The organism is Blautia sp. AF26-2, from assembly GCF_003460955.1.
GTDB lineage: Bacteria > Bacillota > Clostridia > Lachnospirales > Lachnospiraceae > Fusicatenibacter > Fusicatenibacter saccharivorans.
The window spans coordinates 302,324-323,183 of record NZ_QTWD01000001.1; the positions used below are offsets into that span (position 1 = coordinate 302,324).

The following is a 20,860-nucleotide window of genomic DNA, read 5'->3' on the forward strand; positions in this document are numbered from 1 at the left end:
AATAAAAAAACAGCGGAGAATATATACGACTGGGGGATTTACAGATTATGGCAAAAGTAACCTTTCGATTTGAAGAGGGAGAACCGGTAGTCACCTACGCAACCGAGGGTGAGCGCCTTCTTGAAGTAGCGCAGAAGAGCAATGTGCCGATCGATGCACCGTGTTCCGGAAACGCATCGTGCGGTAAATGCCGCGTTCGTCTTGTGAGCGGTGAGCTGGATTCCAAAATAACCCGCCATATTTCTGAGGAAGAATATCAGAATGGCTGGAGACTGGCGTGCGTCAGCACCGTCAAAGGCGATGTTGAAGTGGAAGTGCCGGACATTGCATCCGCTTACCGGAGCCGCATGAAAGTGGCAGACCTTAGTTCACCGAGTGAAATTGCAATTTTTGAAGATACGAAAAAGAAAATTACAGACGCCGGTCTGGAGCTGAAAAACAGCATGCAGGTGATTACAATCTCAATGGAAGAGCCTACTCTGGATGATACGATGCCGGATAACGAGAGAGTAACCTGGGCTGTACAGGCAGCGACGGGGCTTGACCGGGTACGGATTCCGTACTCTGTACTGAAAAAAATGCCGGATGTCCTTCGGGAATCCCATTTTCAGGCACAGTGTGTCGTCCGGGTTACGCCAAATGACGTCTTTTTATACGATATGCTTCCAATGGAAGCAAAAGCAGTTGTCGGCGGTCTCGTTGTCGACATTGGAACAACGACAGTTTCTGCACTGATCGTGGATATGCTGAGCGGAGAAATCCTGGCAAAAGCCTCTTCCGGAAACGGACAGATCCGGTATGGTGCGGATGTTATCAACCGTATCATTGAATCCCAGAAACCGGGAGGCCATGAAAGACTGCAGAATGCAATCATCAAAGAAACCTTAAACCCGATGATCTCCAACATGTGCCGTGCAGCGAAAATCAGCAGTCAGCAGATTTACCGTGCGGCGATTGCCGGAAACACTACCATGGAGCATCTGATGATGGGCATCAATGCAGATCCGCTTCGGATGGAGCCGTATATTCCGGCCTTCTTTAAGACAAACTCACTGTTTGCATCGGATGTCAATCTTGCGATTCATCCGGACGCCCATATCATTCTGGCACCGAACATCGGAAGCTATGTGGGCGGAGATATTACTGCCGGCGCGTTGGTCAGCATGATCTGGAACCGGCCGGAGATGAGTCTTTTTATTGACCTTGGTACCAATGGCGAGCTTGCATTTGGAAACTCTGACTTTATGGTAAGCTGTGCCTGCTCGGCCGGACCGGCCTTTGAGGGCGGCGATATCAGCTGTGGCATGCGTGCGACCGACGGTGCGATTGAAAAATGTACGATTGATCCGGAGACGATGGAACCTTCGTACCATGTTATCGGAGATGAGGGTACGAAACCGATCGGCCTTTGCGGTTCCGGTATCATCGATGTGATTGCGGCGCTGTTCCGCGCGAAGATGGTCAATCCGAAGGGTAAATTTATCCGTGAGGGAAAACGGATCCGCCACGACAAATATGGCATGGGAAGCTATGTCATTGCGTTCGAGGAGGAGGCTGGAAGTGTCCGCGATGTTGAGATTACCGAGGTCGATATCGACAACTTTATCCGCGCCAAGGGCGCGATTTTCTCAGCGATCCGTACGATGCTGAACTATCTGGATATGGATGTTTCCATGATCGAGGAGGTTTACGTAGCGGGCGGTATCGGAAGCGGCATCAACATGAAAAATGCCGTTACCATCGGTATGTTCCCGGATATTCCGCTGGAAAAATTCCATTACATTGGTAACTCTTCCCTGACCGGTGCGTATTCAATGCTTTTATCGACAGCAGCAGAGAAGAAAACGTATGAGGTTGCCCGGAACATGACATATCTGGAACTCTCTACGGTACCAACCTATATGGATGAATTTGTAGCGGCGTGCTTCCTGCCGCACACAGACACGACGATGTTCCCGTCTGTGGAAGCATAAAACGGAAGCAGAACTTTCTGTTACGATTCAAGGTGAAACACATGTGGTTTTGCTTTGAATTGTGGCGAACCTTTTTGAGAGGAATTGGATTTACATGGCAGTAGACTTAAATTACGAAAAAGACAGCAAAGAGCGTATTCCGTATGAGCATTATCTGGAAGTGTATCAGAATGCAGATCCAAGAGAGATTTCCAGCCGGTGCGACGTTCCGTATGATGCGGAAAAACAGGAGTTTACCGTTTCCCTGATGGGTGTTTCCTACCGGATTTCGTGGCCGGAGTACAACGTATTTCATATTGGAGATGATGGAAGCGTTTCGCCGATAATTGGCTGGTATCCACTCGAGAAAAAACCGAATGCAAAAATTTTGGTATTGCGTTATCTGACAGAGGGCGGAGCTGCTCCGTCTACCGGAAAATTTTTGACGTACCGGGAGATTCCGTGGGGAGAAGTTTATTTTAAACAGTTCCAGGGAAGATGCCTGTTCCGTCTTGCGTTTGGCTTTGGCGGAAAGCTGGATGCATTCCGTGAGATCATGGAACGTGTCGGCGCTCAGGCGATTTCATCCGGTGATGTCGGATATGAGCTGGAGTTTATGAAAGGGCTTTTTGTACGACTGATTTTATGGGCAGGAGATGATGAGTTTCCGCCGTCCGCGCAGATCCTCTTTTCGGACAATTTCCCGGCTGCATTTACGCAGGGAGAGGATATGGCGGTTGTGGGAGATGTCACAATTGATATGCTGAAGGCTCTGGCTGCAAAATAGTTATGGTTTGAGGCCATCAGGATGGCTTCTGGATCGAAAAAAATAAGCGGAGGAAAATAACATGGGATTTTCAACAGTACCTTGCAATGAGTTTGTAGACGTGCTCGGTTCCAAAGCACCGGTTCCGGGCGGCGGCGGAGCTTCTGCACTGGTTGGCGCTGTCGGCACAGCGCTTGGCAACATGGTTGGTGCGCTGACAGTAGGTAAAAAGAAATATGCGGATGTCGAAGAGGAAATGAAAGAGCTGATGGCGAAAGCAACCACGCTTCAGGACGAACTGCTTCACCTGATCGAGCGCGATGCAGAAGTGTTCGAACCGCTCTCCAAAGCATACGGCATGCCGCGCGAGACAGAGGAGGAGAAGGCAGAAAAAGCAAGAGTCATGGAGATTGTGCTGAAGGATGCCTGCTCTGTTCCAATGGAAATTATGGAAAAATGCTGCGAAGCAATCGACCTGATCGTAGAATTTGCAGCAAAAGGTTCTGCACTTGCGATCAGTGACGCAGGTGTTGGCGCAGCATTCTGCAAAGCAGCCTTAGAGGGTGCTTCCCTGAATGTATATATCAACACGAAATCTATGAAAAACCGGGAATATGCAGAAGAACTAAATCGAAAATGTGATGAAATGCTTGCGGTCTATACCGTAAAAGCAGACGAGATTTTCCGGAACGTACTGGGAAGACTGAAAGCCTGAAAACAAACGGCCAGAGAAACTTCCCGGCAGCAAGCGGGTTGCAAAAGGAGTTCTCTTTGACCGAAAAGAAAAGCGGAGGATAAAAAAATGGCAAAACAGTTATTAGGAAAAGAAGTAACAGCAGCATTAAATGAGAAGATCAAAGCAAATGTAGCAGAGCTGGAAGCAAAAGGAGTAAAACCGACTCTCGGAATCATCCGTGTCGGAGAGAGAGAGGATGACCTTTCCTACGAAAGAGGAGCAACCAAACGCTGTGAGACCTTAGGCGTTGCATACGAGAAATTCCTTCTCCCGGCAGACGTTACCCAGGAAGAGCTGATGGCTACCATCGATAAAGTAAACAAAGACGATTCCATCCACGGCGTTCTGATTTTCCGTCCGCTTCCGAAACATCTCGATGAGGCAGCAGTCATCAAAGCACTCTCCCCGGAGAAGGACGTAGACGGTATCACAGACGGTTCCATGGTAGGCGTATTCGCCGGAACAAAACAGGGCTTCCCGCCATGTACTCCGCAGGCCTGCATGGAGATCCTCGACCACTACGGCATCGACTGCACCGGTAAAAAAGCCGTTGTCGTAGGCCGCAGCCTCGTTGTAGGAAAACCGGCAGCCATGATGCTGTTAAAGAAAAACGCAACCGTAACCATCTGCCATACCAGAACGAAAGACATGCCGTCTGTAGTTAAAGAGGCAGATATCGTGATCGTAGCAGCAGGCCGTGCAGGTGTTGTAGATGATACTTACCTGTGTGCAGGCCAGACCGTTATTGATGTCGGAATCAACGTAAACGAAGAAGGAAAACTCTGCGGAGACGTTGCATACGCAAAAGCTGAGCCGATCGTTGAGGCAATCACACCGGTTCCAGGCGGCGTAGGATCCGTTACCACATCTGTTCTGGTCGGCCATGTGGTAGAGGCTGCCATGAGAAAAAACAGCTGATCATAGGCTGAAGATAAGAAAGTGACAGAAAAAAGGCACTGTGCGTCCGAAAAAAGGGCGGCGGTGCCTTTTTTGCGTGCGCGGCAGTGCAGTTTTGGTGATAGGAGAGGGGGCCGGCTCATAGAATATAACAGTACATAGCAACAAAGATCAAAAGGGGGACAATAGCGCATGGATGCATATTCAGTATACCGCGATATTCAGAAACGAACGAAGGGCCAGTTCCTGATCGGAGTGGTGGGGCCTGTACGGACGGGAAAGTCCACCCTGATCCGCCGTTTCCTGGAGGTGCTGGCACTGCCGTATCTTTCGGAAAAGGAACAGGCGGAGGTACGGGATGCCCTGCCTTTAAGCGGGGAGGGAAAGACGATCACAACGGTGGAGCCGAAATTTGTGCCGAAAGACGCCGTGGAGCTGCAGCTTGGGGAGGGCGATCCGATCCGGCTGCGACTGATCGACTGCGTCGGTTTTCTGGTGCCGGACGCGGCGGGAAATCTGGAAAATGAGAAGGAGCGGATGGTGAAAACACCGTGGTCCGAGCAGGCGATTCCGTTCCGGGAGGCGGCGGAGATCGGTACGAAGAAGGTGATCGCAGAACATTCCACGATCGGTCTTATGGTGACGTGCGACGGATCGTTCGGCGAGCTGCCGCGGGAGAATTTTCTGCAGGCGGAGGAACGAACCGTTGCGGAGCTCAAAAAGCAGGGAAAGCCCTTCCTGATTCTTGTGAATGCGAAAAAACCGTACCGGGAGGAGACACAGCGGCAGGTAAAGGAGCTTGAAACAAAATTCGGCGTGGCAGCGATGGCGGTGAACTGCGACCAGCTCCGCAAAGAAGATATTCTGCATATGCTCGAAAAGGTGCTGTATGAGTTTCCGCTTCAGCAGATGGAATTTTATATTCCTAAATGGGTGGAGCTTCTTGCCGATGACCATCCGCTGAAGGCAGAGCTGCTGCAGAAGATCCGTGAGATGTGCAGGGAAAAGACGCGCCTGAAGGATGCAGTGGGCGGAAAAACAGCGATTGCCAGTCAGTATGTCAGCCAGACACTGCTGCAGTCGATGGATCTTGCGAGCGGTACGGTGAAGGTGCGGATTGAGGTGAAAGAGCAGTATTATTATGAAATGCTGAGTGTACTTGCCGGCGTGGAGATCAAAGGCGAGTATGATCTGGTGCAGACGATCCGCGAGCTGTCGGCACAGCGGGAAGAGTACCGCAAGGTAGAGGACGCGATTCATGCGGTGCGCGGATGCGGCTACGGCGTCGTGATTCCGGGGAGGGAGGAGATTCAGCTGGAGGAGCCAGCCGTGATCCATCAGGGAAACAAATACGGCGTGAAAATTAAATCGGTGAGCCCGTCGATTCATATGATCAAGGCCAACATCGAGACGGAGATTGCGCCGATCGTCGGAAGTGAGCAGCAGGCGGAGGATCTGATCGCCTATATCAAAGAGAGCGCAAAGAGCCCGGAGGGAATCTGGAATACCAACATTTTCGGCAAATCCGTCGAGCAGCTCGTTGACGACGGCATCCGCAGCAAAATCGCCCAGATCACCGAGGACGGCCAGGCAAAACTCCAGGATTCCATGCAGAAAATTGTCAACGACAGCCGGGGCGGAATGGTGTGTATTATCATTTAATACAAAAGCTGTTCGAATATTTTTGAGTAATTGTGCAATAATACTTGAAAAGCGAACCAAAATAGCGTATAATCCGAATTGTGAAAAGAAAAGAAGAAAAATGTAACTTCCTGGAATGTTCGATGATCTCATTATTTTGAACCTACATTTACTTTAAACGGGAGGCTTATTATTGTCATGTGGATGTCAGGCCACCCTGGAAACAGACGTCAGTGGAAGGCAGAAATGGTGACTGCGGCTACCCACCTAGCTTGCGTTGCTAGGAGTCAAAGTATGGGAAACGGCATTCCGGGGTTACAAAAGAGAAAAAAGAGAATCATGAAAATGGTTCTCTTTTATACGTTACATACAACCAAAAGGAGAAGGAACATGAAAAAACAGGGTTTTGGAACAACAAAAGACGGAAAAGAAGCATTGCTCTACACGCTCTCCAATAAAAACGGAATGGAAATCAGTGTAACCGATTACGGCGCACATCTGGTATCGGTTCTCGTTCCGGATAAGGATGGAAAGAAGAGAGACGTTGTCCTTGGATTTGACTCCGTAACCGGCTATGAGACCGACGGAAGCCATTTTGGAGCCACCATCGGAAGAAACGGAAACCGTATCGCGGGAGCAGCATTTGAACTGCACGGAAAAACATACCAGCTGGCAAAAAATGAGAACAACAACAACCTGCACAGCGGCCCGGACGGATACGATTACCGCCTCTGGAACGTAGAAGAGGCGGATGACAGCGCCGTTACCTTCGTTCTGATGAGCCCGGACGGAGACCAGGGATTCCCGGGAAACTTTGAAGTGTCCGTTACGTATACCCTGACCGATGAGAACGCCGTAGAAATCCACTATGAGGGAAGCTGCGATCAGGATACCGTTGTCAACATGACAAACCACAGCTACTTCAACCTGGCAGGCCACGATGCCGGATCTATTGAGAACCAGACACTTGTCTTAAAAGCGGAGCAGTTCAGCCCGGTGATCGATTCTGCATCCATCCCGACCGGCGAGCATGCACCGGTACAGGGAACCCCGATGGATTTCACCAGCGAGAAAGCAATCGGAGCAGAGATCGAAGCAGATTTCGAACAGCTCAAACTGACCGGCGGCTACGACCACAACTTTATCCTGGACAAGGCTGTCGAGGGAAGCATTGAGCTGATGGCAGTCGCATCCTGCAAAGAGAGCGGCATCACCATGGAAGCCTTCACGGATCTGCCATGCGTTCAGTTTTACGCCGGAAATTTCATTGCTCCGGTTACCGGAAAGAATGGGGTATTCTATGACAAACGCAACGGCTTCTGCCTGGAATCTCAGTATGTGCCGAATGCCATCAACCAGGAGGGTGAGGAGAAACCGATCCTCGAGGCAGGCGATACTTACGACACCACAACCGTATACAAATTCATTTTCTAAGATCCTATTTTATAGCAATCCTCGAAAATAATGCAAAAAATTCAGCACCGCAGAGCGTGAATTACTGCGTCACAGATTTTCGTCGTACCTCGGTACGCCTTCAAATCTGTTCCTTGCAATTCGCGCTCTGCAGCACTGCCTTTTTTGCATTATTTTCGGGTCTTGCTATAGAAACAGCATAAAAAAGCTCCCTTCCTGCAGCGTCCTGTGAAAACAGGAGCGCAGGCGGGGAGCCTTTTTATGGGAAAATATGCAGAAAACGAATTCTGAAAAAACAGAAAAAGAAAAGACCCTGTTTTCGAATCCAACAGAATCTTACCAGTTATGTCATATTCTTTTCAGAGGTGGGTAACCGCTTCGCCATCTGAATCAACCTGCAAGCGGAATAGCAGACACCTTTAAGCGGAGGATGGCGCCTGACTAAGAACAGGCGAAACCAGAATCTGAAACGGTTTACCCGGCCGTTTAATGCAATGCATAAATCTCGCTCGAAGGTTTCTAAAAATCTAATCGAAAATTTTCAGACATTCCATATCCCATAATAGTCTTTGAATGGAAGCTTTCATCGGAAGCATCAACCCTATGCATACAGAGCAGGTTTCCTGACTTACAGATCATCGTTCCACATTCCTTCTCATATGTTGCGGACATACAATGGATTTGTTATGCTTCACTCCCTGATTACAGTGACCGGATCGCCCAGGAATCTCACCTGAATTCCCTCTCTCACCAAAAGACGGATCTTCTTTTGATGCACTCTGGATGTTGATATGAAATTTATACACAACCGTACTATATACCATAGGGCGGTATTTGTCAAGGAAAAATCGCAAAAAGAAAAGGAATCAGACAAAAAGCCGTGTGCATAGAATGAGATATGAAGAGAAAAAATGATAAATTGGAACTGATACTGTTAGGAGTGGGGATTCTCCTGCTGCTGTTATTGTTTGTTGTGAAGCGCCGTCTGGATGCGCCGGAAGAGACAGCGACAGCAGAAAGCAGGACGGAGACGATGGAAGGCAAAAAGCAGGAGGAGACGATACAGAACATGGAACAGGAAAACGCGGCTTTTCTGAACAGTAAAAAGGAAGAACAAAAAGAAACAACGGCAGCCGGACCGGTGCAGATCCGTGTCCTTCTGACAGACTGCGGAAAGCTGGGATACGCACAGAAACAGGTGTCCCTGCGTGGAAACGCAAGCCTTTCCATGAACGACGGCGCATACATAGCTTCCCCGCAGGAGACGATCTGTGTGACGGAACAGGAATGCGGGGAAGTTGTGCATGTGGTGCCGGCCGATGAGACGGCGGGAACGGCGGTTTCCCTTACGGGAAAGCCGGAGGACGAGACGGTTTATCCGGGAAGTTTTGTCATCTATAAAAGCGAAGAGGGACTTCTCGTTGTAAATGAACTTGATCTGGAAATGTATCTTCGGTATGTCGTGCCGAGTGAGATGCCGTCCTCCTATGAAAAGGAGGCATTAAAAGCACAGGCGGTCTGTGCGAGAACGTATGCGTGTGCCAGGATTCGTGAAAAAACGTGGGAGAACTACCACGCGGATGTAGACGACAGCGTGGAAAGCCAGGTCTACCACAATATGGAAGCGCAGCCGGAGACAGACGCTGCGGTGGCGGAGACAGAAGGAAAAATCATTACCTGCGGCGGGGAACCAATTCAGGCGTATTTTTTCTCAACCTCCTGCGGGAAGACGAGTACGGATGAAGTGTGGAATACGGCGGAGACGGCAGAATATCTGAAGAGCGTGACGGTAGGCGGGGAGAAGCAGGAACCGGAGACGGAGGAGGCGTTTGCATCGTTTATCACCAAAAGGGACAGCACAAGTCTGGAAGTGGAGGACGGCTGGTACCGCTGGCAGGTGACGATTCCGGCGGATGTGCTGTCAGAACGGGCAGCGGATCAGAAAATCGGGGAGATCACGGGGATTGAGGTGCGGCGGCGGTCAGAGGGAGGTGCGGCAGAAACCGTCCGTATCGAGGGAGAAAAAGGATCCATGGAAATCGAGGGAGAGTATCAGATCCGAAAGTTCCTCTCGGCGAAAGGCTGGCCGATTCAGAAAAATGACGGAACTGTAAGCTGTGAGATGGAGCTGCTTCCGAGTGCCTGCTTTATCGTGGTTCCGGAAAAAGAAGGGGAAACGGCTGTCTCCTTTACATTTTACGGCGGCGGCTACGGCCACGGCGTCGGCATGTCACAGAACGGTGCGAAACATCTGGCAGAGCAGGGAAAATCGTATGAGGAGATTCTCCGCTATTTTTACCAGAACATCGAAATCGGCGACTGCCGTTCCCTTTTTTAAAAAAATCACCGAAAACAGATTTTTTGTGCTATAATGGGCGAAAGTGAAAAACAGTTAGAAAATGACGAGGAGAGAAACATGGCGACAATCAAGGACATAGCGGCACGCGCCGGCGTTACGGCGACGACGGTTTCCCGCGTGATCAACAACCGCGGATACATCAGTGAAGAGACAAGAAAAAAAGTAACGCAGGCGATGCAGGAGATGAATTACCAGCCGAATGAGCTGGCGCGTTCCCTGGCAAAAGCGCATTCCAATACGATCGGGGTTATCGTTCCGCACATCTCGCACCCGTTTTTCAGTAAAATGATCAGTGCACTCGAGAGCGCGGCGGCAAAGCGGGGCTACAAGATTCTGCTCTGCAACTCGAAAGATCAGCCGGAGAAAGAAACCGAATATCTCGATATGTTCATCTCCAACCGTGTAACCGGCGTTGTGATGGCAAGCCGCGATGTGCAGATTGAAAAGTTTCATGATCTGAAAATTCCGATCGTCAATTTCGAGCGAGAGGAAAATACGGAGGCCATTACAATCCAGTGTGACAACGAGCAGGGAGGAGCGCTTGCAGCATCGCATCTTGCGGACTGCGGCTGCTGCCATCTGCTTCATTTCGGCGGAATCGTCGGAAGAGATATGCCGGCGGACCGGCGTGCGGATGGATTCCTGCGCGTCTGCCGGGAGCGGGGGATTGAAGGGGAAGTTCTTTTGAGTGACCGCTTAAGCTACGGCTCCATGCACTATGAATCCTATATTGAAAAGGGCCTTCTGGAGCACCCGGAGACGGACGGCATTTTTGCAAGCAGTGACCTGATTGCCGCACAGGTACTCCAGCGCCTTTACGCCATGGGAAAACGGGTGCCGGAGGATATTAAAGTTGTCGGGTTTGATGACACTGTGATCGCCGGGATTACCACGCCTTCCATCACGACGATCCATCAGCCGATTGAGGAAATGTCGGAGCTTTCCATTGCGTATATCGACCGGAGAAGAAAGGGAGAGATGGTGCCGAATGTGACGACCATGCCGGTGAGCCTTGTGGTGCGCGATTCGGCGTGAAACAAAAACGAAAAGAAAACTCTGCGGAAAAAAGAAACCGCGGAGTTTTTTTCTGCCCTGCGGTAAACGATAGACAGAAAAATAGCAAAAAAGACAAAGAAGAAGCCGGAAATTTGTTGAAAAATATGGTATGTAAACGGTTGACATATAATTCACACAACGGTATACTGCAAGAGAAGAAACGTAACACAGAATTACCGTTACCGGAATGATGTGACAAAATAAAGAATAAGATAAAGGAGAATAAACAACATGACAGTGGAATATCAGAGAAGACTCGAAAAACACTACGACGAGCTGAAATGGCTCTACTGTGAGCTGTATCCAAACGGCCAGGGACGCTTTGAGGAACTCTGTGCAGCCATGGAGCAGTGGTACAAAGAGCGGAATAAAAAATGGAAAGCGCTGGATCGGAAAAGAGAAAAACAGAAAGACTGGTACAAGAGCCAGAAAATGCTCGGTATGATGCTGTACATCGACGCATTCGCAGATAACATCAGCGGCCTTGAGAAAAAACTGGATTATTTAAAAGAGTGCAACGTCAACTACCTGCATCTGATGCCGTTCCTTGCAACGCCGAAGGGAAAAAGCGACGGCGGCTATGCGGTTGCCGATTACCGCACGGTACAGCCGTCCCTTGGAACGATGGAAGATCTGGCTGCCCTCTCTGAAAAATGCCATGACCAGGGCATGAGCCTTTGTATGGATTTCGTTATGAACCACACTTCCGAGGATCATGAATGGGCAAAACGTGCACTTGCCGGTGAAAAAGAGTACCAGGACCGTTACTTTTTCTTCGACAACTACGATATTCCGTCCGAATATGAAAAGACCTGTCCGCAGGTATTCCCGACAACGGCACCGGGCAACTTTACCTGGAGAGAGGACTGCCATAAATTTGTCATGACGACGTTCTATCCATACCAGTGGGATCTGAACTATGCGAACCCGGTTGTCTTTAACGAGATGGTAAACAATATGCTCTATCTCGTCAACCAGGGAATCGATATCGTCCGCATTGATGCCGTTCCATACATCTGGAAACAGCTCGGCACCACCTGCCGTAACCTGCCGCAGGTACATACCATTGTCCGCATGATGCGTATGATCACCGAGATCGTCTGCCCGGGCGTTCTGCTGCTCGGCGAGGTTGTCATGGAGCCGGAAAAGGTTGTTCCGTACTTCGGAACACTCGAGAAACCGGAATGCCATATGCTGTACAACGTAACGACGATGGCATCCACCTGGCACACCATTGCAACGGCAGATACCCGCCTGCTGAAACATCAGATGGATATTGTGACGAGACTGCCGAAGGACTATGTCTTCCTGAACTATCTGAGATGCCACGATGATATCGGCTGGGGCCTCGATTACGAATGGCTGAAACAGTTCGGCATCGCCGAGGCACCGCATAAGAAATATCTGAATGACTATTTCCGCGGTTATGTGGAGGGAAGCGACGCAAGAGGAGAGCTCTATAACGACGATCCGGTGCTGCAGGATGCGCGTCTCTGCGGAACAACCGCTTCCCTGTGTGGACTTGAGGCGGCAGGCTTTGAGCAGAATGAGGCGAAGACCGAACAGGCGATCCAGAGAATTGAGATGCTGAACGCATACCTTTTCATCCAGTCTGGTATTCCGGTTATCTACAGCGGCGATGAGATCGGCCAGGTCAACGATTATTCCTACAAAGAGAGTGAAGATTCTGACCGCGCAGCCGACAGCCGTTATCTGCACCGCGGCCACTTCCGCTGGGATCTGGAGCCCCAGAAGGAGAAAAAAGGAACGGTTCAGAATCAGATTTTTGCTTCGATGAAAAAGATGGAGGAGCTGAAATTCAAATACCGTCCGTTTGAGGGTGAGGCGGATGTCTGGACCGAGGAAACGTATGATACGGCGCTTCTCTGTGTCTGCAGAAAATCCGGCAATGAGATGGTAACGGGTCTCTTTAACTTCAGCAATGAAGACCGCACGGCCTGGATCGATATGGGTGAGTTCACCTGGAAGGATCTGTTTACCGGCGAGAAACGTGTTCTGCGCGGCGTTCCGGTTCCGGCACGCGGTTACGCATGGTATTACCGGAAATGGAATTAAATCCCTTGCGAAGGAAAGAAAAGTATGATATGCTTTGTAGGCTATCCTGAAGTACGATATATGTGCAAGAATGGGATAGATTCACGAAAACAAAGAAAAGGCGGTTTTGCCAGATGATAAAAACAATCCGCGGTTTTATGAAGCGCCTGAATGAGGACCATGTCGGTGCTTATGCAGCGCAGAGTGCGTATTTCATTCTTCTTTCCTTTATTCCGTTTGTTCTTCTGGTTGTTACGCTTGTAAAATATACGCCGCTGACGCGCGACGATGTTTACAGCGTTCTGATCAATATGCTGCCCACGGAGTTTCAGAGCTACGTGGGCGGTATTGTAAATGAGATCTTTTATCAGTCCGTTGCTTATATGCCGATTACGATCATCACAACGCTGTGGTCGGCGGGAAAGGGCATTGCGGCGCTGACAAATGGGCTGAACAGCATTTATCACGTAACAGAGACACGTAATTACATCATCAACCGGCTGCGGGGCATGGCATATACCTTGATATTTGTCGTTGCATTCCTCACCAGTCTGGTGCTTCTGGTCTTCGGAACCCGCATTCAGAATAAGCTGACGGAACATCTGCCGATGGTGGCGCGTGTGACATCCTCTATCATGGGAATGCGTACCCTGATCACGACAGGCGTGCTGGCTCTTCTGTTTCTTGTACTGTATAAATGTATTCCAAACCGGAAGGCGAGCTTTAAGAGCCAGTGCCCGGGCGCACTGATCTCATCCCTTGCCTGGTCTATTTTTTCCCTTGCATTTTCCATGTACCTCGACATCGCGCTTGCGGCGTCCAATATGTACGGCAGTCTGACGATGATCGTGTTTATCATGATCTGGATGTATTTCTGCATGTGGATCCTTCTGATCGGCGCGGAGATCAACGCGTATTTTGAGGATAAACTGCGGAAACTGCAGAACGCGGCGATCGAGCATTTTATGGAAAATAAAGAGACGAATAAAGAAGCGGGAAAATAATGGCTTGACATCCGGGGGTCAAGACGGTACAATAAATATTGTTTATGAAAGTTTTATAAATAATCTAACAGGAAAAATGCTGTGAAGATGTTCAGAGAAATATTTTTTCCGCCAGAGAGAGGGAGTCATCGGCTGCAAGCTCCTTCAGGTTCAGGAATATTTCAAATTTCGCATTGGAGCAGATGTCCGGAACGTATAGCAGGATACTGGAAATGCAAGTAGGGACAGACGTTTGGTGTACGTTACAGCACCGGTTATGAGTGTCTGCAGGAAGTATCTGCAGAAATCAGGGTGGTACCGCGAAATTTCAGATCTCGTCCCTTTGTGGGGCGGGGTCTTTTTTTGTGAGCAACGAGCCAGACAGCCATGCTTGCATGGATATTTGGCGACTGCCACGAAAATCAGATGCTCCGCTGTTTGCAGCGGGGTATCTGACTGTTTTTCACATTTACCATCAAACAAGCAAGAAAAAGAAAGTAGGAGAGTCAAATGCAGGAAAAAAGTGTATTAACCGGCCATCTGTCTGAATTAAAACAGAAGATTGAAAATGGACTGGAAGAGCTGAAAAGCTCCAAAGAACTGTATGAATTTAAGAGCGAGTATCTGGAAGGAAAGAAAAGTAAGATCAGCGGGCTGATGAAAGAAATGAAAAACATTGCCCCGGAAGAGCGCGCAAACTACGGTAAATCCGTCAATGAGTTAAAAGAGTGGGCGCTTGGCCGCTTCCAGAAAGTGGAAGAGGAGATGAAAGAGCGCGAGCTGCAGAAGAAATATGAGTCCGAGAAAATCGACCTGACCCTTCCGGCAGAAGAGACAGCGATCGGAAACCTTCATCCGGTTACCTTGATCCGCAAACAGCTCATCGACATCTTTGCAGGCATGGGCTTTGAGGTATACGAGGGAAGAGAAATCGAGACCGATTACTACAACTTTACTGCACTGAATACACCACAGGATCACCCGGCAAGAGATATGCAGGATACCTTCTATCTCTCCCCGGAATTCCTGCTTCGTACCCAGACATCGGCAGGCCAGATTCATGTCATGGAAAACAAAAAGCCGCCGATCAAGATCCTTTCCCCGGGACGTGTTTTTCGGTCTGATGACGACGCAACCCATTCTCCGATGTTCCATCAGATGGAGGGACTCGTTGTCGACAAAAACATCACCCTCTGCGACCTGAAAGGAATGCTCGACGTACTCGTACAGAAGATCTACGGCGAGGGAACGACAACACGTCTTCGTCCATCTTACTTCCCGTTCACGGAGCCGTCCGTTGAGGTAGACTGCAGCTGCTTCGCCTGCGGCGGAAAAGGATGCAGCCTCTGCAAGGGAACCGGCTGGATCGAGGTCCTTGGAGCAGGTATCGTAAACAAACGCGTGCTGGAGAACTGCGGCATTGATTCAGAAGAGTACAGCGGCTTCGCTTTTGGCATCGGCCTGGAGCGTATCGCCATGCTGAAATACGGAATCAACAACATCAAACTGTTATTCGGTTCCGATCTGCGGGTTTTAAATCAGATTAACGAGAAATAAAGACGAAACAGTTTGAATTTGGAGGTTTAATATGTTAGTACCGTTAAGTTGGCTGAAAGAATATGTAGATATCGATGTTACCCCGGAAGAACTGGAGAAAAAACTGTTCGACGGCGGTTTTGAAGTAGAAGAGCGTTATCAGGTGGGAAAAGACATCAGCAACGTTGTTGTCGGTCTGGTGGAGGGCTGCGAGCCGATCCCGGAGACCCATCTTCATGTGTGCCAGGTAAATGCAGGAGAACACGGCACCATGCAGATCTGCTGCGGCGCAGACAACGTGCACACCGGCGGAAAATTCCCGGTTGCCCTTCCTGGCGCTTCTGTTTATGCAACAGCAAAAGATCATAAGACCATCGAGGGTGTTATGACCATCAAAAAAGGAAAATTAAGAGGATATGAGTCCTGCGGAATGCTCTGCTCCGGCGTGGAGCTCGGCCTTACCGAGGATCTGTACCCGGGCGCAGGCTACAACGGACTGCTTGTTCTGCCGGAAGATGCCGAGCTTGGCGCAGATGTCAAAGAGCTGACAGGTCTTGACGACTGGATCTTTGATATCTCCCTGACTGCAAACAGACCGGACTGCCAGAGTATCCTCGGTATCGCAAGAGAAGTATCGGCGATGCTGGAAAAACCTTTAAAAATGCCGGCAACCGATTACACCGAGACGGATGTGGAAAAAGAAGGCTTCTCTGTCCGCGTGGAAGCTCCGGAACTCTGCCCGCGTTACAGCGCTCATTACGTATATGACGTAAAAATCGGAGAGTCCCCGGCATGGATGAAACGCCGTCTGGCACTCGTCGGCATGTCCGCGATCTCCAACGTGGTTGATATCACAAACTACGTCTTAAAAGAGATCGGCCAGCCGATGCATGCTTTTGACTGCTCTTATCTGGAAGGCAATGAAATCTGTGTCAGAAGAGCAAAAGAAAATGAAAAGATTGTGACCCTCGATGAGCAGGAATACACAATGAATGAGAACAACCTCGTGATCTGCGACGGCGTAAAACCGGTTGCACTTGCCGGTGTCATGGGAGGCTTAAACTCCGAGATCCGCGACACGACAGAGGCTGTTATGTTTGAGTCCGCAAAATTCGCACGCGACAACGTCAGAAAGACAGCCCGTGCGCTTGGAAAAGCGACGGATGCCAGTGCAAGATATGAGAAAGGCGTGGACGAGTATTCAACCGTACTTGGTATGAAACGTGCGCTGCATCTGATGGAAGAGCTTGGCTGCGGTAAAGTTTCCCGTACCCATTTCGATGTGAACACCGGAAACTCCATCGATCCGACTCCGATGACCGTCAGTGTCAGCAAAGTAAACGGCGTACTCGGTATCGAAGTTCCGGAAGCAGAGATTCTCCGCATTATGAAAAACCTGAACTTTGCACCGGAAATCAACGGCGATGAGCTGACCATCCAGGTTCCGGCTTACCGTGAGGATATGCTGCCGGAGGGAGAGAACGATGTCGAGCGCTATCCGGACGTGGCAGAGGAAGTCATCCGTATGTACGGCTACGATCACGTAACCGATACCTTCCTTTCCGCTGCACAGGTAACGATGGGCGGCTACAATGAAGAGCAGAAAGGCGAGCTGGCACTGAAGAATACCTTATGCACCATGGGTATCTACGAGTGCATGCATTACTCCTTCTTCTCCCCTGCAGATCTGGATCTCTTGAAACTGCCGGCAGATGCAAAAGAGAGAAATGCCATCGAGATCATCAACCCGATCAACCAGGATCTGTCCCTGATGCGTACCACACTGGCAGCTTCCATGCTGAATGCCATTTCCAGAAATGAGAAACAGGGCACCCTTGAAGGAAGACTGTTCGAGGTAGCAAGCATCTACATTCCGGAGTCCCTGCCGCTGACATCCTACCCGGATGAGAGAAAAGTTCTCTGCGTCGGAACCTTCGGAAACAACGAGAGCTTCTTCACTATGAAGGGCATCGCCAACACCATCGCCGAGAGCATGGACATTGAGTTCACCTACGAGCCGGTTCAGAAATCCTTCCTGCATCCGTATCAGGCAGTGAAAGTACTCTGCGAGGGTACAGAAATCGGATACTTCGGAAAAGCAGCATACGATATCCAGAACGAGCTGAGCATGCGTACTTCCTCTTACATCATGGAGCTTGACTTAAAAGAGCTCTCCAGATGGTACGGCAAAAAACGCACCTTCCAGCCGATCTCCAAATTCCAGGAGGAGAAACGTGACCTGGCATTTGTCATGGACAAAAACATCAGCTGCGGCGATGTAGAGAACTGTATCCGCGAGGCAAACAAATACGTAAAAGAGATCCGTCTGTTCGATGTTTACGAGGGCGGCCAGATTCCGGAAGGCAAGAAGAGCATGGCGTTCACCGTCACCTTTGCACCGAAGGAAGAAGCATTTGACTTCGAAAAAGTACAGAAATTTGTCGAGAAGATCTGCAAGAAACTGCAGAATGAGTTCAACATCGAACTGAGAGGCTGATTTTTATGAAACTTTATATCATACGCCACGGTGAAACTGCGTGGAACGTAGAAGGCAGACTGCAGGGCCAGACGGACACCGAGCTGAATGAGAATGGTGTCCGTCTGGCGAAAGTGACGGCGGAAGGACTGAAAAATATCCCGTTTGACCTTGGAATTTCCAGTCCACTGCGCCGCGCAAAGCACACGGCAGAGCTCGTCCTTGCGGGCAGAAATGTGCCGCTTACGACCGACGACCGCCTGATGGAGCTTTCCTTTGGCTCCTGGGAAGGGCTTGGATGCCGGGCAAACAATTTTGAGATTCCGTCTGAACACTTCGACGATTTTTACAGAGATCCGTTCCACTTCTGCCCGGCGGGAGACGGAGAGACGATCCAGGAGGTCTGCGACCGGGCAGAAGCGTTCTATCATGAGTTGACTGCAAAACCGGAGCTCCAGGACAAGACGATCCTGATCGCCACCCACGGCTGCTGCATGCGTGCGCTGCTACGCAATGTCTATGAAGACAAGAACGACTTCTGGCACGGCGGCGTGCCGTACAACTGTGCGGTCAGCATCATCGAAGTACAGAACGGTGTTTCCACGCTGCTTGCGGATAATAAAATCTATTATGATCCGTCGGACTGCGTAAACTTTTATAAAGAAGTAAAATAAAAAATGATATTCAGAGGCAGACATAAAAGGAAAGTATTTCCCTTTGTGCCTGCCTCTTTAAATCGCGTTTGCCGTCTGATAGAAAGTGTGATACTATAGAAATAACGGATTTTAACACCAGTAGACAAGAAGTCCCCCGTTTCTGAAGCGGTGGGATGAATTGCTAAAAGAAACATAACGGCAGTGGCGGGCGGAGAGAAATCGGTATTCTCCACTGACATGAGGCAAGTCACAGTCGAACTATTTTCGACATGTCAGACTCCGTGAAATACCGACTATGAGTTGAAACAATGAAAGCGAAAAAGGAGGAACACAAGTATGTCCATGGTAACACTGGGAAGTACAGGAATCTGTGTAAACAAGAACGGCTTCGGCGCGCTGCCGGTACAGCGTGTCACGAAAGAAGACGCTGTTTATCTGCTGCGCAAAGCGTATGACGGAGGCATCCGCTTTTTTGATACCGCGCGTGCATACAGCGACAGCGAGGAAAAATTAGGCGCAGCGTTTGAGGGAATGCGTGAGAAGGTCTTTATCTCTACGAAGACGATGGCAAAGGATGTGGAGGGCTTCTGGAAGGATCTGGAGACAAGCCTTTCCCTTTTGAAGACGGATTACATCGATATCTATCAGTTCCACAATCCGTCCTTCTGTCCTAAGCCGGGAGATGGAACCGGCCTGTATGAGGCGATGCTGGAAGCAAAAGCACAGGGAAAAATCCGCCACATCGGTATCACGAACCACCGCATGAGCGTGGCAGAGGAGATCATCGAGTCCGGTCTTTACGAGACGCTGCAGTTCCCGTTCTGCTATCTGGCAACGGACCGTGAGAAAGCACTGGTACAGGGATGCAAAGAGAAAAATATCGGCTTTATCGCAATGAAAGCGCTTTCGGGCGGGCTGATCACAAACTCCGCGGCTGCATATGCTTTTGAAGACCAGTACGACAACGTGCTTCCGATCTGGGGCGTCCAGAGAGAAAAAGAGCTGGACGAGTTCTTAAGCTACATTGCCTGTCCGCCTGCCATGACGGATGAAATCAAGACGATCATCGAGAAAGACCAGAAAGAGCTCTCCGGCAACTTCTGCCGCGGCTGCGGTTACTGTATGCCATGTCCGGCAGGCATTGAGATTAACACCTGCGCGCGCATGAGCCTGCTTCTGCGCCGTTCCCCGTCCGCCAACCAGCTCACCGAGCGCGGCCAGGCGATGATGAAGAAAATCGAAGGTTGTCTCCACTGCGGCGCCTGCATGAAGAAATGTCCCTACGGTCTGAATACGCCGAAGCTTCTCGAAGAGAACTACGAAGATTATAAAAATGTACTGGCAGGAAAAACACTGGTATGAGTAATCTGATCTTCAGCCTGAACGCGACGATGCCGATCTTCCTGACAATGATTTTGGGACTTTTCTTTCGAAAGGTTGGTATTCTGGACGAATCGTTCACAAGCAAAATGAACAAATTTGTGTTTAAAATCGCACTCCCGGTGCTGCTGTTCCAGGACCTGTCGGATTCTGATTTCTCCGCTGTGTGGGATATCAAATTCGTTCTGTTCTGCTTCTTTGCAACACTGCTCTCAATTCTTGCGGTATGGGGACTTTCCCATCTCTTAAAAGAGAGAAGTGCAAGAGGCGAATTTATCCAGGCGGCGTACCGGAGCAGTGCGGCGATCCTTGGTATTGCCTTTATCCAGAATATCTACGGAAATTCCGGCATGGCGCCGCTGATGATCATCAGCAGTGTGCCGCTGTATAATATCATGGCGGTTGTCGTTCTTGCAGTATTCCGTCCGGAACGGGAGGAGATCACGGCAGATTTTGTGAAAAAGACGGCGAAAAATATCGTGACAAACCCGATTATCCTCGGGATCGCTGCAGGACTTCTCTGGTCGGTGCTTCGCATTCCAAAGCCGGTGATTCTGCAGAAAACGGTGCAGAATATTGCGGTACTTGCAACGCCGCTCGGCCTGATTGCGATGGGGGCGTCGTTTGAGGCAAAGAGCGCGGCAAAGAATATCCGGCCGTCGATTGCTGCAGCTGCGATTAAGCTGGTCGGTCTTGCAGCTGTCTTTCTGCCGATCGCCGTGATACTTGGCTTCCGTCAGGAAAAATTGGTGGCAATCCTTGTGATGCTGGGTTCCGCAACGACGGTGAGCAGTTTTATCATGGCGAAAAATATGGGTCATGAGGGAAGTCTGACGGCAAACACCGTTATGCTCACAACGTGCGGCAGTGCCTTTACGCTGACGTTCTGGCTGTATCTGATGAAAACGCTGGCGTTTATCTAACCGGATTGTGAATATCCGCTTTGATTTTCAG

The 20,860-nt window shown here is 49.8% G+C and carries 15 protein-coding genes, 1 other RNA gene, 1 riboswitch and 1 other annotated feature; all 16 genes read left to right on the plus strand.

Annotation, left to right across the window (positions count from 1 at the left end; translation table 11 throughout):
- Positions 1–47 precede the first annotated feature (47 nt).
- The 16 genes from acsV (at position 48) to DWY63_RS01655 (ending at position 20,829) form a co-directional block, all read left to right on the plus strand.
- Positions 48–1,973, plus strand: a complete 1,926-nt coding sequence (gene acsV / locus DWY63_RS01575; RefSeq protein ID WP_117509044.1) for a corrinoid activation/regeneration protein AcsV — start codon at positions 48–50, stop codon at positions 1,971–1,973.
- 94 nt (positions 1,974–2,067) lie between these two features.
- Complete coding sequence (locus tag DWY63_RS01580; RefSeq protein ID WP_117509043.1) at positions 2,068–2,739, plus strand: DUF3786 domain-containing protein; 672 nt, start codon at positions 2,068–2,070, stop codon at positions 2,737–2,739.
- Between the two features lie 61 nt (positions 2,740–2,800).
- Complete coding sequence (locus DWY63_RS01585) at positions 2,801–3,433, plus strand: cyclodeaminase/cyclohydrolase family protein (protein ID WP_117509042.1); 633 nt, start codon at positions 2,801–2,803, stop codon at positions 3,431–3,433.
- A gap of 87 nt (positions 3,434–3,520) precedes the next feature.
- Positions 3,521–4,372 (plus strand): bifunctional 5,10-methylenetetrahydrofolate dehydrogenase/5,10-methenyltetrahydrofolate cyclohydrolase, encoded by an 852-nt coding sequence (locus DWY63_RS01590; protein WP_117509041.1) that lies wholly within the window; start codon positions 3,521–3,523, stop codon positions 4,370–4,372.
- Between the two features lie 171 nt (positions 4,373–4,543).
- A complete protein-coding gene (gene spoIVA, locus DWY63_RS01595; protein WP_022461834.1) occupies positions 4,544–6,013 on the plus strand; it encodes a stage IV sporulation protein A in 1,470 nt (489 codons plus the stop codon).
- Positions 6,014–6,117: 104 nt separating this feature from the next.
- Positions 6,118–6,312: non-coding RNA, 6S RNA (gene ssrS / locus DWY63_RS01600), on the plus strand.
- Positions 6,313–6,382: 70 nt separating this feature from the next.
- Positions 6,383–7,426: an aldose epimerase family protein gene (locus tag DWY63_RS01605; RefSeq protein WP_055218365.1), complete on the plus strand. Its 1,044-nt coding sequence runs from the start codon at positions 6,383–6,385 to the stop codon at positions 7,424–7,426.
- A 575-nt stretch (positions 7,427–8,001) separates the two neighbouring features.
- Positions 8,002–8,202, minus strand: a riboswitch (cobalamin riboswitch).
- 101 nt (positions 8,203–8,303) lie between these two features.
- On the plus strand, positions 8,304–9,743 hold the full coding sequence (locus DWY63_RS01610) for a SpoIID/LytB domain-containing protein (protein WP_117800944.1): 1,440 nt from the start codon (positions 8,304–8,306) through the stop codon (positions 9,741–9,743).
- 78 nt (positions 9,744–9,821) lie between these two features.
- A complete protein-coding gene (locus DWY63_RS01615) occupies positions 9,822–10,799 on the plus strand; it encodes a LacI family DNA-binding transcriptional regulator (RefSeq protein ID WP_022461831.1) in 978 nt (325 codons plus the stop codon).
- Positions 10,800–11,051: 252 nt separating this feature from the next.
- Complete coding sequence (locus tag DWY63_RS01625) at positions 11,052–12,896, plus strand: alpha-amylase family protein (protein ID WP_022461830.1); 1,845 nt, start codon at positions 11,052–11,054, stop codon at positions 12,894–12,896.
- A gap of 113 nt (positions 12,897–13,009) precedes the next feature.
- Positions 13,010–13,879, plus strand: coding sequence for a YihY/virulence factor BrkB family protein (locus DWY63_RS01630; RefSeq protein ID WP_055226442.1), 870 nt, complete (start codon positions 13,010–13,012; stop codon positions 13,877–13,879).
- 72 nt (positions 13,880–13,951) lie between these two features.
- Positions 13,952–14,204, plus strand: a binding site (T-box leader).
- Positions 14,205–14,368: 164 nt separating this feature from the next.
- Positions 14,369–15,415, plus strand: a complete 1,047-nt coding sequence (gene pheS / locus DWY63_RS01635; RefSeq protein ID WP_022461828.1) for a phenylalanine--tRNA ligase subunit alpha — start codon at positions 14,369–14,371, stop codon at positions 15,413–15,415.
- Between the two features lie 31 nt (positions 15,416–15,446).
- Entirely contained in the window at positions 15,447–17,891 is a 2,445-nt protein-coding gene (pheT, locus tag DWY63_RS01640; RefSeq protein WP_055226441.1) for a phenylalanine--tRNA ligase subunit beta, read from the plus strand.
- A gap of 5 nt (positions 17,892–17,896) precedes the next feature.
- Positions 17,897–18,544 (plus strand): histidine phosphatase family protein, encoded by a 648-nt coding sequence (locus tag DWY63_RS01645; RefSeq protein ID WP_022461826.1) that lies wholly within the window; start codon positions 17,897–17,899, stop codon positions 18,542–18,544.
- Positions 18,545–18,862: 318 nt separating this feature from the next.
- Positions 18,863–19,888: an aldo/keto reductase gene (locus DWY63_RS01650; protein ID WP_022462278.1), complete on the plus strand. Its 1,026-nt coding sequence runs from the start codon at positions 18,863–18,865 to the stop codon at positions 19,886–19,888.
- The gene (locus DWY63_RS01655; protein WP_022462279.1) at positions 19,885–20,829 is read left to right on the plus strand and encodes an AEC family transporter; all 945 of its coding nucleotides are present in this window, start codon (positions 19,885–19,887) and stop codon (positions 20,827–20,829) included. Before DWY63_RS01650 ends, DWY63_RS01655 begins: the two co-directional genes overlap by 4 nt.
- Positions 20,830–20,860 lie beyond the last annotated feature (31 nt).